We start from the raw sequence: 15,878 nt of genomic DNA on the forward strand, positions 1-15,878 counted from the left end.
TTTACATATATATCCAGGAGTGGGTAAAGGTATCCCACTTTTTCACCATGATTTTCAGTTCCAGTTCTCCCTTCTCCGTAATCTTATCGATAGAAAGACGATAGATGTTATTACGTACCACACCGAAGTTCATTGGCGTAGTGGTAGGATAGGTCTCTGTAGTACTCAGGTCTGTTCTCATCTTGATAGTATAAGGTCCTGTCCCCTCTCCTTGGTGGCGCAGATAACCATAATAGATAAAATGCTTTGCCTTCGTTAAATCTGCTGCAGAGCCTGCGGGATAATAGTCACCCTCAATAGCAACACCCGTAGCATAGTAATACAATGGCGAGGATGTTGACAAGGTATTCTCCCTTGGATAACAGAGGATAAAATTGTCCTTACTGTCATCACCTGTAAATCCAGCCTTTTGCGTAGTGCTGACATACAAATCACTGGTAGCTTGGAAATAATCCGTTGCCGCACTTAAAGTTAAATATGTCTCATCGATACCCACCAAATAAGACAGCATATTATTATAATAGGTAGGAGATGCAGCTGTCTTAGTTGCCGTATTAGGATCAATGACATAATTATCTGTCGTCTCAACAGCAAGATACGGAGCGGCATCATCGGTACGCTTGAAGAGATACTCGTTACTATTGTAAAGGTTGAACGGAGTAACGGCAGTCAGTACAAATTTGTCTGTACTCGTTGGGGTTGTTGTGTCTGAAGTCTTCCATACAGGATAGACATAACCAGGAGCACGATAATTATTGGACAACGCATCTTTCTCCCCATACGTCGCAGTCTTTGTCCAGAAGTCCACACGAGCGGCAAGACGCTCAATGCGGATATTATCGAAATGATAGGTCGTTTTGTTTCCAACTGTCGTCTTACTCGATGGAGAAGCGAAGTTTACGATATAGTCAGTCTCCAGAGACATCACGAAATGACTGGCATCAGCACCTAATCCACTTCCACTATAGACATGTGTCGTCACATAGTCACGCACATCCTTCACCTTAGAAGCAGTAGTAAAGGTAGATGCCATGTTCTGGTTTGCCACCACAATAGCGTGATATTCCTTGCTCATGTCAAGACCTGAACCGACCAAAGGCTGATCGCCTGTAGTATAGACGGCTTCATCTTCCTTTGTGGCATAAGGTGTTCCTGCTGTCTCACGAGATACCAGTGAAACGGGATAATACTTGCAGAAGGCAAGTTTCGTTTCCGCAGCAGTATTAATACCTGCACCATCCTCATAGAGCATGATAGTAACACCTGTCACGAGGTTCTCACGCTCAGAACCAGCCTCACGTCCGTCGCCCTCCTCACCTCCAGCGGGTCCACGCATAGTACCCTCACTGCCTGAGCTGACTACAATATTGAGGTTGATATATTGATTGGAAGTAGGTAATTGAGACTTCGCCATGTCGTCACCAGCTTGATCATCTGACGAACAGGCATAAGCCAAAGGTAGCAGGAGGCTGGCTACTACCATATAGCGAATGTGATATAACTTAGAGAATATAGACATGAGCGTCGCTTCTTCTTTATATGATTAGTTAAACTCTACGTACTGTATACGTTTTGTCCATGAGAGCACGTCGACCCATAGGCTGACATACTCCCAGCGGTCGCCACGGAGGAAGAACTCCAAGCGGTAGTCGTACTCTCGGTCGAGGTACTCCTGTGGCATGTAATTGTTGATCTCGAAAGCCATACGTCCCTCACAGAGGATATAAGGAAGGTTGATGACAGCAACTTCCTTGCCTGTGGACTTCTTGCGGATGCACAACACGGCGTTCTTGTCGGGCGTGGTGTTGTACATCAAGCGGTTGAACATCAGGTCATAATGAGCAGAACGCTGCACCCCTGTTGTACCTCCTGCGTCAAAGGTTGCAGTCCAAGAAGCGTATGGACGATAAACGAGTGAGTCAGTGGGAGTAACCACCGTGTTCTGGTAGTCCACATCACCATTGGCGTCAAGGATGAACACCTCATAGTCGTCAGCATTGACATTCTCCGGGTTGTCAAGTTCACGAAGAGAGATATTCAGATGTTTGGTATCACGAATCAGGCTGACAGTAGCATAGGTTGGAACATCCTTCTCGAGTTTGACGGTCTGGATAGCATTGGTATTCGCAGTGCCGTTAGCGAGTTCATGATATTTCGTAGCAGTAGGCTGATTGGCAGCATAGGCTGTCATCACCTGCTGTGTGTGCCAGAGTGTATCGAGCGGAGCATCCGTCGATACATCGAAATACTTCGGGTTAGCTGACGGTGTACGGTCGAGGCTCACCCCAATGTTCTGACGGTTGTCGCCAATCTTCATCGTGGTATGACGATATTTGGCACCATCCGTACTAAGAGCGGCATCCCAGTCTTTCTGCAAAGCGATGGCAGAAAGACGGTACTGGTGCCCGGGAGCCAACTCCTGTTCCGTGAAATGGATGTTATATCCATACACGGAGAGTTCGCTCCCGTTCACCGTCCGTTGAGCGACTAGTTTGTCCGACTCATCAAAGACATAAAGCGTTACAGAGCCCACATGATCCTTAAACATGTCAGCACGCTGTATGTTGTAGTCGTAAACGAAGTTGACGTAGAGACCTGTCGGACAATCGTCTCTGTCTTCTTTCATCATGTCGCAGCTTGTAAACAGTGCTGCAACTACAATCATTTGTAAACTCTTCTCTATGATGTGTCGAACGTTCATTGTCGCAAATATTTACTTAGTAGTTTATTTAATATATATTAGAAGCTCCAGCTCTGGATACGCTTAGCCCAAGAGAGCACGTGAATCTTAGCAGAGATGTACTCTTGGATATCATCATCTGGTGTGTCAGGATCATCAAAGTCAGGATTATTGACCTGACCAGAAGGATCTGCAGGATAACCGAAGTTATTGAATGCTGTTACATCAACATCGTACCAGTTGTTACGTACCATACCATAACGACCGAGGTAGAATGGTGCGTTATAGCCAGGATAAGCAGCAGAAGTAGAACCTCCGGCAGGAGCAGGAGTCTCCCATGCAGCCTTGGTATTCCAAGGAGCCAAATCGGTAGCGCCCTCACCAGCAAAGTGCTTGAAGCGAGCCTCGAAGTACATAACACCACCCTGATAGTCACGAACAACAACCTCTTGGTTAGCTGAAGTAATAGCATCAGCAAGAACAGTAGCAATATCAGTTGCAAAAGTTGACTTGAAGGTCTTTGCAGGATCTATCTCTGCAATAACAGTTGAAGAAAGATTAAGATTCTTCACCTTATACTGACCTGTGACTGCGTCACGCTCATAAGTAATATCGAAAGAAGAAGCATCTACAGTCCAAGACTTACCTGCGTTCAGACCAGCCTTGAAAGCGTCCAGAACCTCTGTCTTATTTACAATATTGTCTACAACATAAGAAGTTGCGTCAGTTACAGTTGTATAACGGGTATTTCCACCATTCACTGTCCAGAACTCCGCACCGTCATTCAAAGTAACCTTGATGATGGCGCGAGTAGTATTCTTAAAGCTCTGGCGCTGTACATCAAAGGTATTCTCATAGCAATAGAGAGGATTAGCAGCACCTGTTGGTACGAAAGAAGTAGCAGCAACCATACCTGTAGCATCAGCATCATACTGTGGGTCGATTCCCCAATATGTACGATAAGCATCTTTATCTGAACCTAAAGAAGTAGTTCCCTTTGTAGTCACATTACCTACGAAACGATAATTGGTGCTACCATCTGACTTATAACCGATATAAGAAAGATTACCAGGGTTATGAGCAACATAAGAGGTAGGCTCCATATTGTCAATAGCCCATTCTGTGGTCTTGATGTCCAGTCCGTTTACTTTTGTTGCAGTCACTGCCAGAGTAGCTTTGGCAACAGCACGCTCTACCATGATATCACCTGCAGGGTCTGCCTTGGCAGCGGCCTCTGTTTCCTTAATCTTGGTAGGATCCATTTCTGCAAGCTGGAAAATATCGGCAACGGCTGGAGCTGTACCGACTGCACCACCCTGTGCTGTAGACAGCACGGCATTAGTCATAAAGAAATAGTTTTTCGCACCACTGCGAGAAGTAAGGTCAGCATTTGTTGTCAATGCACGAACATCTGCTAGTGTTGAAGAAGTTGTCAAGGTTGTTCCAGCAATCTTTGGCATACCAGAAGCCTCAATACTTATCAGGTTCTTATAGTTCAGAACAGCAAGTGCAAACAACTTATTACCTGTCGTTTTCTCATATCCCTTCACCTTAGCGGTAGCAAGATAAGACGTTGTGATGTTATCCATATCTGGATCATCCACCTGAGCATCGAAAGGTAACAGAATAGCTTGAGCATTAATCAATTTTGCAGCAGCCTCATCTGCTCCTTGGAAGAGCAACAAAGCACAGTCGCTAACCTTGTACTCATCAGCAAGACCATCATCAAAATTGTCATTAACTGCACGCATCAGAGGCTGGGTTGGCAATTTAATGTTCAAAGCCATGTAGCCATCGGGGATAACCTCACCAGGAACCTGAGGTCCCTCAGCCGCGTCTTTGTCGGACGAGCACGCTGCGAATAGCATTCCAGCTACTGCAAGCACTAAAAAACTAAGTTTTTTCATAATTTGTTACGTTTGTTAATAAATGAATTTATGTTATTATCTTTTATTTATTCATCTCTTGCAGGGTCTGCAAGTTTACCTTGACATCCATACCCTTTGCCTGGGCACGCTTCAATGCTTGTTCCGCATCTGCATAACGCTTCTGCTGCATATAGAGGATGGCACGGGCGTTCTCTGCCTCTGCACTGTCACCGGCATGCTCCAGCAACGTCTCTGCCTTCAGGGTGTCATTCTGACGAAGGGCGATATTGGCAAGGTTGATGGCTGCCTCCTTGTTCTCTGGATAGAGGTTGACAGCGGTCTGCATTGCCTTATTATAATTTTCACTACCCTTCTCGAAGGTGTTTGCCACATCCCACAACTCACGAGCGGAGAGCTGATAGGGCTTGGTCTTATAGACTTCCTTTGCCTCCTCTAACGTGAACTCTTTGAACTCGAAGGTAATCTCATAATCGGAACGACGCAGATGGGGATATACATTCTTCAACAAGTACTGGTATTCTGCTGGATAAGTCTGCTTGATCTTCTTTTCTTTAGGATCAGGAGCAATACTATTGTCGTCGATCATACGGAGAATCTCAGCACGATGAGGGAGTGTTGCCGTTGACATCTGCTCAACAGCCTCTCGAAGTCCTATCCAGTTCTCTGGAGTAGCCTCTGCGGGAGCAAAAACACTGGCTGGCAGCTTATAGGTCTGACGCACATAATCAGTGAGAGACTGTGCACGATTAGTGGCAAGCATACGATTATGCTCGTAGGGGCTCTCTGGTGATGCCCATCCGTGAATTTTAATCTGCTTCACAGAAATATTCCTGTCAGCAGTCATCACGTCAAGAGTATCAGTAATCTTACGTAGCTCACGATGGTTATTCATATAGTCGGGCTTCATCTCCCAACGGTCCACTACAAAGGTAATGAAAGCGGTACCATGCAGGTTACGAACCTTCTTGGTCGGGGCTGGAACAGCATCCACATAGTTGAATACTGGGTCGCTCTTGATATGACCCAAGTATACCTGTTCCGACTTTAGGGTATCACCACATCCACAGAGATCACACTCCAACCATACATATGCTCCTTTATGCCAAGGAAGGCGGTCGACTGCATCCGTATAGCTGACTCGCTGGGGCTCGTCCTTCTCACGTCGTACTGTCTGACAATTATCAATATAGAGAGGATCGATACCGTCACGCTCGAAGAGAATGTTCTGTACCCGACCTGTCACTAACAAAGACTTCAGGCGTTGGTTCTGACCACCATCCTTTGAACGGAGGATAGGAGTAAAGGCACGATAGCGTGCTGACTTCACTTTGAGAGAGTCGAGCACGAAATCCATATTAACTACCGTCTTTTGGTCGGTCTGTGTTACCTGATAATTGGCAACAGACATCTGTGTGTTTTGCTTTTTCTTCACACCAGTCAGCTTGATCTGGCTCTGTGCCATCACAGCGATAAAAGCGAACAGAGCTATGATGAGAAATATATTGCGTTTCATCTTGATTGAGTTTTATTGATTATTATTTATCTATAGGTACTATAGGGACTATAGTCTCTATAGTTAGAACATATACATAAATGAAAGCGCAGCTTTCGTGGGACCGACATACCATTTATGTCCGTCGTCCATCTGCCTGCCACAATCACCACACTCATAGCCCTTATACTTGATATAGACCACGCCTACACCAATAGAAGCCTCAAAGTTCCAGTGACGAGAAAGCACCCACTGATAACCATAGGTAGCACCACCGCCTACATACCAGCCTTCGTAACGATGGTCACGCAATTTCTTGTACATACCAAACGGTAGTTTGATATTTGCCGCATCAAACTCACCACCCAAAGCGTGAACACCGACAAAAGAACCTTGGAAGCGATGGCAGAACCAATAACGATACTCTGGCATCAGCAGCCAATGCTTGAAATACTTCTTCCCATTGTCAGTGTTAAACTTCCAGGGGTTCAGTCCATAGAACAACTGCATGGAGTGTTTCTTACCTACTCCCAATTCCACACCTAAGTTTGGGGTTGTCGTCGCATCATACAGAAGATTGTTCTTCAACGCCACCTGCTGGGCGGATGCCCTCTCAATGCCGCCTGCTGTACAAAGTAATACAACAAGCATCAACGCTTTCACTCTAAAGTCCATTTTCTATTTAGGTTAGATACTTAATTTCTTTAATTAGTAGTTGCTTTTGTCGACAAACTATCGCCAAACCAGGTGCAAATGTAGATAAAACTCAACATCTATACAAATAATTTAACACAAAGCCTCTTTCCTTTAACATTATTTAAACTTATGAATGATATCAAAAAGCACCCTCCCAAAATGGGAGAGTGCCCTTCTTACTTCTTACATCATCCATCAAACCCTCTTACTTCTTCTTTCCTATCGTTACGTTCGTATTTCCCGTCACTTCGGCGGCATTACCACCACCATAGACATTATCACGGATATCAACACCGAGGACTGTGTATTTCTTGTAGTAGGTCGTGTCCGCTTTGGCTGTGCCAGATGTTACCTCAGTGTAGGTTTCTTCGCTCTTGGTGTAGTAGCCTCCGCCTGTCAAGTCGGTACCTGTTGCAACAGATACAGCCATGTAGATATCATCACCTACGGCAGTACCAATATTGACATGTGTATCGCCCATAACCTTGGCAGCGTTACCACCACCAAACACACTGTGGATAGATCCTATCTTACCCTTTTCATGAGATGGGATAGGATAGTCGCCAGGAGTTTTTGCACCCTCTCCGACAATAGACTTGTCGTCGTTATAGTATTTGCCATAGACCTCATTGACATTCACAGTAGGACAGCCTACCATCGTAGCACCGCTACCATAACCGCCACCAAAGACTTTACCGATGCTGGTAAACGACGTGACGTTGACCTGAGGATCGTCATAGAGCTTAGTGCCAGATTCACTTGGTGTGCCGTCAGCATTATAGCCATATACAGAATAGCCAGCCTGGTTGCCACCGCCATAGAGCTCACCGATGATGATAGGACGACAACCCACCTCCTGGATGTTCACGGTGATGGAACCGTCGATTGTACCACTGAGGTTATTGCCGCCAAACACACGGTCGAAGGTGCCATTGGTGATATTCAAAGTGACGTTACCCTTGATAGCGGCAGCCTCAGCACCACCGTAGGCAGCCTGTAGTCCTGGGATACATGCCATCAGCAGTTTCGCCTCAGCATCCATCGGAGCACTCTTACCACCTCCGTAGGCCTCATCCACGCAGAACTCACAACCACTGTTGTCGTCCAGCAGGGTGACAGCAGTCTGACGCACATTACCCTTGGTGTTAGAACCACCGAAGACACGGTGTATCGTACCGCCAAAGACATTGATGGAAGCCTGGCCGGTGCCATAGGTGATATCACTGGTTGATGCTGTTCGTTCTTCTTTCGTGTCATAAGCAGGGTCATCATAAGTATTTCCTGATTCATCATAAAGAGTATAGTTCTTATAACCCACGTTGGCACCAGGGTTCGCTTTAGTCACACCGTTGATGGTAATCGCATCCTTACCATTACCACCACCGAACACCTCTTCTATCTCATAGGTGCCGTTGACAAGAACATCTGTAGCAGGTACTGAAGCGGCGTTACCACCGCCATAAACCTGTCGGATACTAGTCAAATCACAACCATCGATGATGACCTTGGTTGACTTAGTGGTGTTCTTGCCACCTTCAGGCTCATAAGCAGCCAGGTTACCACCTCCATAGACAGCGGCAAGATGGTAGGAGTGGTCTGCGGCTGTCGTGCTTGTCTTCTTGTCCGAGGCTGTTCCTGCATGACCTTCCCAGCCTGTAGTCTTATAGATATGTACCGTTACCGCATCCTGTGGACTACCATTCTGGTTGTTACAACCGAAAATGCTACCCTTGACGACACAGTTATCTTTATAGGAAGTGACTTCTTGTTCTTCGACGGTCTCAACAGTCTTGGTACCATTCAATGCCACCACTACTTTACCATAAACCTTTGCCTCTACGGCAGTCACGCCTTTTGTTTCGTCAGCCATTCTTCCCAAGCCGCCGCCATAGACATTATGACCGATGGTGCCCCCCGTCAGGTTGACATTGGTGGTGAAGTTCTTTTCTGCATTGGCAGGAATAGTATAAGCAATCTGTGTATTCGCCAAGGCGCCACCGCCATAGACATCATTTGCCACAGATCCGCCTTTCATATTGACAGCGACACTCTCCCATACGATACCTGCCTCACCACCGCCAAAGGCACTGCCCTTGATATCGGCATTGTCATTGATTTCCAGCTCTGTTTCTCTAACGTTAGCATAATTTTCTGCTTGAACATTCAGGTCACCACGGGCTGCACCATAAACATTACCATTGTCATCGCCGTCAACACCAATCTGGGCTTTACCCTTGATGGTCACAATGGTCTTACCAGAGGTGGATGCACTTTCCGCTTCAGCTTCGTTACCTACCGAGCCCATAGCACCGGCACCATAGACATTACGCACCACATGGCCGCCATCGATGGTTACCGTTGCATTACCTCGTACAATACCTGCGATAGGATTATAGTGCTTTTCGCCATCGTCTTTCTCACCATTACCGTTGGCATCAATCCAATACATATCCGTACCACATCCACCACCATAGACGTTGCCACGATACGGATAAGCGGCACCTGAATAGGTTTTATCATCAGATATATCATCCGGAGTACCATTATTATCGGTAATAGTCTCACCTTCTGCAATACCGATAGTACCACTATGGATTGTCACCTCTGTATTTTGGAAAGTATGTCCGTTCTCACCACTTCCATATACAGAACCTGCAATCTTCGGAGTCGTCAAGGATGGTGTTTCACTTTGAGTACCAATCGCAACATTTGTGCTATATACCCATGCCATGCGGTCGTTAGGGTCAACAGCAGGGTCGCCCTCTGGAGTGGCTACGTCACCTCGTGATGAACCGAACACCATACCATTCTCCTTACCATTCCAACCGAAGGTGCCACTTTGAATATTGACGATGCAACTACCAGTGTTTTCAGCACAAGCCGTAGGCATACCTGTTGTTGAATCATAGGTGAAGTCACCTACCGATCCGTATGCACCGCCGCCATAGACATTATGGTAGATGATTGTAGGTTTTTCTGCTGATGCCTGACTGATGTTAACCGTCGTATTACCCTTAACGTAGCCTGCCACCTTGTCACCAACCTTACCTTTGCCACCGCCATAGACGTTGCCATACTCAACACCACCCTGGCCTTCGGTACCGATAGTTCCGCTGGTGATGTTCACTTCGGTATTGCCAGCTACACCAGATTCCTCACCACCGCCATAGACACTCTCGCCTACAGTAGTAGTTTCACCGTCAATCGTGAGAGTTACATTACCTGATACCGCACCGAGTCCTTCCAATGATATAGGAGTATAACACTTCCATTCTCCGTCGGCTTCACTGTAATACGTAGGAGCATCTGTAGTAGCCGTACCATTATTGGTGTCATTAGTCCAACGATAATATACATCTTTTCCTCCATCTTGGTAATATTCCAAATAGCCCTGCTCAACGATCTGACCAGACTTATTTCGTGCAGGAACATGAACTTTATCTCTGTCATGTCTGCGGAATTGTGGTATTGCAGCGGAGTAGCCAGCACCAAAAGCACTTCCTCCTATGACAGTGTTGTTCAGTGTAGAGATCACATTGCCATCAACAGTTCCCAAATTTCCTCCACCATAGAAATTTTTGTCTATTGTGCAATTAGTCAGATTATTAGTCACGCTACCTGTTATGGTAGTACCAAATTGTGCATGCCTTATAAATGATCGAGCCACTACATTTTCATTAACGCCATTCGACTGATTGAACACTTCATATTCAAACATATCATGATAGCCCTTGGCTGCATCATACTTCTTGCTAATGCTTGCTGTGTTAAGCGGATTGAATGTGTTAAACTTAAAATTACTACTTTTCCAATCACTAGGCCATGAAGTATCAGTATCATACGCTTGTTCACGATAATAACTGGTACCACCATTTCCTCCACCAAAGTATTGACCAAAGATAGTATTTGTTGCATTCGTGGTAACAGTCTTTCTGACGCCTTCTGTTTTGGTCATCTCGCCCACCATTGGACCACCACAATATTTGTCATAAACAATACTATTGTTGATGGTTACATCAATACTACCAGTAACGGGTTTTGCGGAATTCATGCCACCTCCATAGAATTCGTCTATTATAGCATGGTCTATTTGGAAGGTAACATTACCATTAACCTGTTCGTAACCCGCTCCTGCGACAGTCCCAAATCGGCCGCCATTGATATAACAATGAGGATTATCTGCATTTACTGGTTTGTCAGGATTATAAATACCAGAGAGGTAGAATTCTGGGAAGTCACCACCTATGGCATTTACAGCACAATGACGAACCGTACCTTTATCATCTGGCGTTGCGTGATAGCCTGGAGTAAAACGCCCCATACGGAAATGCCCTCCCATAAGAAAATAATTCGTATGATTCTTTGTACCATAGCGAATTACTATTTGCTCAAATTGTCCTCCGTTAAGAATCATGGGGCCTTCTGCATTTCTATTAGCACCATCATACTCAAACTGAGTAGTGTGCATAAATGCTGTCTCGGTAATCTCAAAATGACCCAATGGCACCATCACACCGATAGCATAAGCTTTTGAATCAGTTTTTATCGCTAAGCCCAATTCGGGTATAGGCAAGAAATCAAAACGTACAGGATGAATGGTAGGACGTGAGGTGTCTTTTCTGAATTGGAACTCAAGACAATAGTCAGGCTCGTTGTCTATGTCCTGATCTATACTCATAATGGTGAAGGGTTTGTTGTTACCAGCTCCACCAGTGTGTCCAACACTCGCATTAAGATTCTTTACCTGAACGTTGCCCACCAAAACGATAGCCTGGTCATAAACTGTCAGTGATGCACTGGCAGTCAATTGACCGATTGCATCTTGCAGAGTTGTATAAACAGTTTGCCCTTGGAAAGTTTCGGGTAACGTGCCTGCAGGACTAAATGAAGTTCCAGTAACTGGAGCTGTTCCTCCATCTCCTCCACTTGCCACATTGACACGATCCAAACTGTGTTCGTTGTTATGCAGATATACTACTTTATTAGCCCAATAAGCCTCAATTGTGATGGCAGTGACTCCTTCTGGAACATAATAGTAACCACCCTGAGCAAAGACACGACCACTTGTCTCATATAAGTCTTTACTTGTACAGTTACGGTCAGCAAAGTTATAACCGTCTTCCCATGCCTTATTAAATGTTCCAGATGTTCCGCCTAAAACATTCGTTACCTTCCATCCTGTCACAGCCTTATCAGTGTAGTTGCCTGCATAGCGGTTAGCATGGTCTGCTGCTTCTGGATTACCAAACACCTCATTATAATAAGGTAATTGTATCTTGGCATATCCATAATCATAGTTCAAGGTGTCCATGTCCAGCACGATACAATCTATACCTTTTGATGTACTACCAGAACCTTGATGTCCACTACCTGCATTTACTGTAACGCTCAGGGTGCCGAGTTTTTTTCCTTGATATGCAGGCGCAGATGCTCTACTTACTTTTTGCTTAGTATCAGGATTATAGGTGTATTCCTTATCTTGATTAATAACAGATGGATACTTACCCCATTTCTTCAGAATAGGATAAGGCGCAATATTTGGATCAAGTACCCACTTGGCAATACCAACATTATTCACGTCTTCGTCTGTCGGTGTCGTACCATTGGTACCATTCACCCACCAAGTGCAGAGTTGGCGATTACTATTCAGTATGCTACGATAGTATTCAAAACGAGTCAAATATTCCTCAGAGGCAGGCCAAGAACAGTAGTAGGCATCAGAAGAACTAAAAGTTGTCTCGGTATTGAACGCAGCACTGCCACGGAAATAGTTATAGTTATTAATTCCTGTTGCTCCCTTGTTAGAGAGGGTCTTTCCACCATAAACTGGTTTAATAGTGTTTCCTGTTATCTCACCATAGAACATACAGTTCACAACCATGGTTCTAACATCACTCATTTTTGAGGCATAATTGTTGTTACCCACTATACCTGCAACATTAGTACCTCCAGTGATGTTAGCATAGCTATAGCAGTTGATAACGCGGGCTGTGCCATCAAGAAGACCTACAAGACCACCAACATTACGAGAGCCTCCCACACTGCTTCCATAAAAGCCGGTGATATTTCCTTTATCATCACGCTCAACTGAAGTAGGTAGGATGCCACAATTATAGATACGTGAACTTCCCTGAGCATGACATGTGACAGCACCTGCATCACCACCGCCAACATGATCACCATTCACATCTATGCTGATATCCTCAAAGATGATATTACGAACGATAGCACTGCCGTTGGTAGATTTGAAAATCGGTTCACCAAGATTGTATATCTTATGGAAATTACCATCCAGTGTTCCAGTAAACTCACCTTTACTGGTAAAGTTAGATGGCACGACTATATCTGCTGTAAGTTCATATTTCCCATTCAAATCAGTAATATCGCTTAAGGAAGTGATGGCAGTATAGCCTTCAGAAGCTCTTTGCTGGTAGAAGGTTGCTGTGACATAAGCACCCGAAAAGCCTTCTGGGATAGTGAAAGAGTATGTGTTTCCTTCTCCCGGAGTCACTTCAAGCCCCGGAGCCATACCTGGTGCACGACGAGACGCAGCCATAGGATCCACCATTTTCTCGACCAAAATATGAGCTGCATCAATCGTATAGCCCGTAGCAGGAGTAGCAGTGATGGTAACTGTCATACCAGAAATATTGGTTACACTCACTGTTCCTGCGGCTTTATTCGGCAACACATTGATGATAATATCGTTCTCTGTGATGTCAGCCCAGACATCGCTTACACCCGTCATAACGAGTGAAAAGAGTAGAATGATGAATCTTATCGTATGTTTCATATCTTATTACCTTTTTATGTATATCTTTTGTCCTTTATGGATATAGATTCCACCTTTAGTTGGTTTACCACTCAAACGACGACCATCCAGAGAATACCAGCCTGTCAACTTCCATTCTTCTGTTTTTTCATTCTTCAAATCATCAATTCCCGTGGTCTCGTCTTCGAAGACTATTCGTAGAACGCCACGTGAGCTTGCTGGATTATCTCCTGGCTCATCCTTTTCCTCATCTTCTGATGAAGTTACTTTAAAGTTAGGGTTGTAGAGGAAGTATTTACCTTCTCCCAAGGTACCAGCCTTTGTCAGTACAAACTCACCTTTGTAGAACATATATATCTGTGCGGCTTCTACAGTCTCACCACCATGAGAGACTTTCAACTGATTGCTGTTTTTAGTTTGAACTGTCACTTCTGGGATTGACGGATCCTTAGGAGAGGCGACAAACCCCTCAGATTCTGCATTTGACAACAAAAGGACAGGAACGTCCTCTGGGATATAATCCAGTTTACTGATTACCAGAGTGCCAATAGAAGGATTGACCTTTCGCACAATATACGGTTCGATGCCTGCAGGTGCAGACAAGTCACGTGATGCCGTATAAACTGCGGCAGCTTTTTCTGAGCCTGTGCCATCAGGATCAGTGAAAACAGGATTAGCGAATAATGCCTTAACAGAACCTGTATAATTACCCATGCCTGTTATCGTTATAATCTTGTCATCACCATCCACTTCCGTTTCCTGAGTATAGTCAGTATTCTCCACCAGTATCTTTTCACCCTGTTTTACAACACTTAATTCTCCTTCAGGTGATAATTCTATGATGATATCATCTGCAGCTTTGTTACCGTCACCAATACTCTTTGGAGTGATGGTGAAGGTGGTTGTGAGTCCTTCTGGCAACTGATAATTATCTTTCTTCTCTCCTGTAAGAGCAGAAGCCGTCGCAATGTAATCTGTACCTACATTCGTCTGGGCACCTGTCACTGTTACACCAACCTCATCATTATTCACCAATCCAGTAGCTGTTGCCGTAGGAGCCTGTTCACTACCATTATATGATAATTCCGTTTCTGTCCAGTCAACACCTATCGTCTTGGGGGTGACTGTCAAAACACCTGGGGTAAAAGTAATATAATAGTTATCACTGGTCAAACCACTAGGCGTAATGGTATATTCTCCCACATTACCATATTGAGTATAGTTGTAGGCATAACTAAGTGAGCCACCAAGCACACTCGAAGATTCATCATTGACAAAACCACTATACCCTACGCCATCGTTAGCAGGAACATCGCCATAGGTAATGGTATGGTTACTGGCGGTGATGGTTAAAGGAGCCTTGGTGATGGTAAACTCCTGAGTTTTTACCTCTGGCAGTTTATAGTTACCAGCCTTCGTGCCAGTAAGACCTGAAGCCGTTGCCGTATGGTCACCTACATTGGTTGCACCTGTAACCATCACATCGATTACATCACCATTCAACAGACTTGTAGCCGTTGCGGCAGGAGCCTGCTCCAAACCATTATAGGTAAAAGATGTCGTCTCTCCCCAAGTTAGCCCTACTTCCTTTTTATTGACTATCAACGTCCCTGGGACAAAAGTAATATCGTAGTTGCTATTACTCAAACCACCAGGTGTAATAGTATATTCACCCGCATCGCCATATTGCTCGTAGTTGTATGTGTAAGCAAGTGTCCCCGTGAGACCATTCTCATCTTCGCCTGCAGCAAATTCGCCGTAAGTCACACCATCATTCACTGGCGCATCGCCATAAGTAATTGATTGCGGCTTTGCAGTGATGGTCAAAGGTTTGGGATTGATGGTGAATGTGGGTGAACCATATACAATATAGTTACCACCATCACTATCCGTTATGGTAACAGTCGCCTCACCAGCATTGGTGTTATTGCTATAGCCAGTTATTGTGTACTCACTTTCTGGAATGACGGTTTCACCATCTATAACATTGAACGTAGGCGTTTGTTCAGAGCCGTTATAAACGACAGGGGAAGAGGTCAAAGATAACGTTGGATTAGGAATCACTCGTATCTCTGCGATAGGAGATATAATAGGATAAGACAATCCTTCTAGTGATACTACCGCTACCGCCTTAACAGTGACCGAACTTGCCACATTTGTAATCCCACTTCCTGTTCCTGCATAATTTGTTGTTGTTGGATTTGTGCCATCAAGGGTATAATAGATAGTTACATCCTCTCCTGAATGGGTTAATTCTATTTGATTATTAGCAGAATTATAACTGATTACTGGTCGAGGGATGATTTCTTCGAGATGAAATTCTCCATTGCCATCACCTTCCGTAAAAAT

General features: G+C 44.8%; 7 protein-coding genes. All 7 read right to left on the reverse strand.

Translation table 11 applies throughout. The features are described 5' to 3' along the window. Position 1 precedes the first annotated feature (1 nt). Complete coding sequence (locus BM257_RS01785) at positions 2-1,483, reverse strand: fimbria major subunit (protein WP_177215978.1); 1,482 nt, start codon at positions 1,481-1,483, stop codon at positions 2-4. Between the two features lie 60 nt (positions 1,484-1,543). Further along, positions 1,544-2,629, reverse strand: a complete 1,086-nt coding sequence (locus tag BM257_RS01790) for a FimB/Mfa2 family fimbrial subunit (RefSeq protein WP_177215979.1) — start codon at positions 2,627-2,629, stop codon at positions 1,544-1,546. 110 nt (positions 2,630-2,739) lie between these two features. Then, entirely contained in the window at positions 2,740-4,587 is a 1,848-nt protein-coding gene (locus BM257_RS01795; RefSeq protein WP_092067626.1) for a fimbria major subunit, read from the reverse strand. 43 nt (positions 4,588-4,630) lie between these two features. Beyond that, entirely contained in the window at positions 4,631-6,082 is a 1,452-nt protein-coding gene (locus tag BM257_RS01800; RefSeq protein WP_092067628.1) for a DUF3868 domain-containing protein, read from the reverse strand. Positions 6,083-6,145: 63 nt separating this feature from the next. After that, the gene (locus tag BM257_RS01805) at positions 6,146-6,712 is read right to left on the reverse strand and encodes a DUF3575 domain-containing protein (RefSeq protein WP_092067631.1); all 567 of its coding nucleotides are present in this window, start codon (positions 6,710-6,712) and stop codon (positions 6,146-6,148) included. 250 nt (positions 6,713-6,962) lie between these two features. Continuing rightward, entirely contained in the window at positions 6,963-13,550 is a 6,588-nt protein-coding gene (locus BM257_RS01810; RefSeq protein WP_143096708.1) for a M26 family metallopeptidase, read from the reverse strand. 6 nt (positions 13,551-13,556) lie between these two features. Beyond that, positions 13,557-15,833: an MBG domain-containing protein gene (locus BM257_RS01815; RefSeq protein WP_255405435.1), complete on the reverse strand. Its 2,277-nt coding sequence runs from the start codon at positions 15,831-15,833 to the stop codon at positions 13,557-13,559. Between the last annotated feature and the right edge of the window lie 45 nt (positions 15,834-15,878).

The sequence above is a fragment of the Prevotella sp. tf2-5 genome, assembly GCF_900115435.1.
GTDB lineage: Bacteria > Bacteroidota > Bacteroidia > Bacteroidales > Bacteroidaceae > Prevotella.